Annotated in this window: 1 protein-coding gene; it reads right to left on the reverse strand. The window is 63.0% G+C overall.

Annotation, left to right across the window (positions count from 1 at the left end):
• A partial coding sequence (locus ACEUCR_RS19995; RefSeq protein WP_408792018.1) for a hypothetical protein occupies nucleotides 1-945 on the reverse strand: 945 nt, incomplete at both ends.

Consider the following 945-nt stretch of genomic DNA (forward strand, 5'->3'; position numbering starts at 1 on the left):
TGATGACATTGCCGTTGACCTGATAGCTGGTCGGCTTGCCGCCGCTGGTGAGATTATCCAGGGCGGGCTGGCTTGCCTCGAAGTTGAGCGACACCAGGCGATCGCTGCCCACATTGACCGGCAACTGACCATCCAGGGTCTGGCCAGAGGCCCCTTCCTGCAGGCTGATGCCACTGTCGATGCCGAGGTTAGGATCGGCGGCATCGGTCACATGAATGACGGTGTCGCCTTTGCTGACGGTGCCATCGCTGTCGGTCACCTGCATGCCGACACTGATATCCAGCCTGTCGTTCGCACCGTGATCCAGGTTGGTGCGGGTCACCACCTGATAATCGAAATCCACCTTGGAGTGCGCCGCGATGCTACCGGGCACATTGGGCAGGGTCACGCTCAGCACCAGGGTGCCGCTGGCGGTGACCGCCTGGAAGCCGTGACCATTGCTGCCAGGCACCTCCTGCCAGATGAGGGGCTCGCCGTTATGGGTGACGGGATTGCCATTGATGTCCATGACCTGACCGGAGAGGACCAGGCGCACATCGACGATGGGGTCCGAGTAAGCCTGCACCGTCACCTTGCCCGTGATGAGCTGATCGTCGGCGGTCGCGCCACTGGCGGCGCCATCGAAGCGCCCCTCGCTCAGGGTCACGCTGTCGATGGTCACCCCGTTGACGATCGGCCTGACGCCCTCGCTGATGGTGATGTCCAGGGTGCCCGTGGTGCTGTCGTTGCTGCCACCCCCCTTGTCGCTGTCGATGATATCGAGCTTGAGGGGCAGACTCGTCTTGCCGTCACCGCCGCTCTGGTGCACCCCCTGATAGAGGGTCACCTTGTAGTCGAACGCGTTGCTGGCGGCGTTGTCGAGCTTGCCGCTGATCTCCACCTGCAGCACCTCGACCCGCACCCCGTTCACGTCCACATAACCCTTGAGGATCTGGTTGCCCGGAA

This window comes from Aeromonas bivalvium, assembly GCF_046078285.1.
In the GTDB taxonomy this organism is placed as follows: domain Bacteria; phylum Pseudomonadota; class Gammaproteobacteria; order Enterobacterales; family Aeromonadaceae; genus Aeromonas; species Aeromonas bivalvium.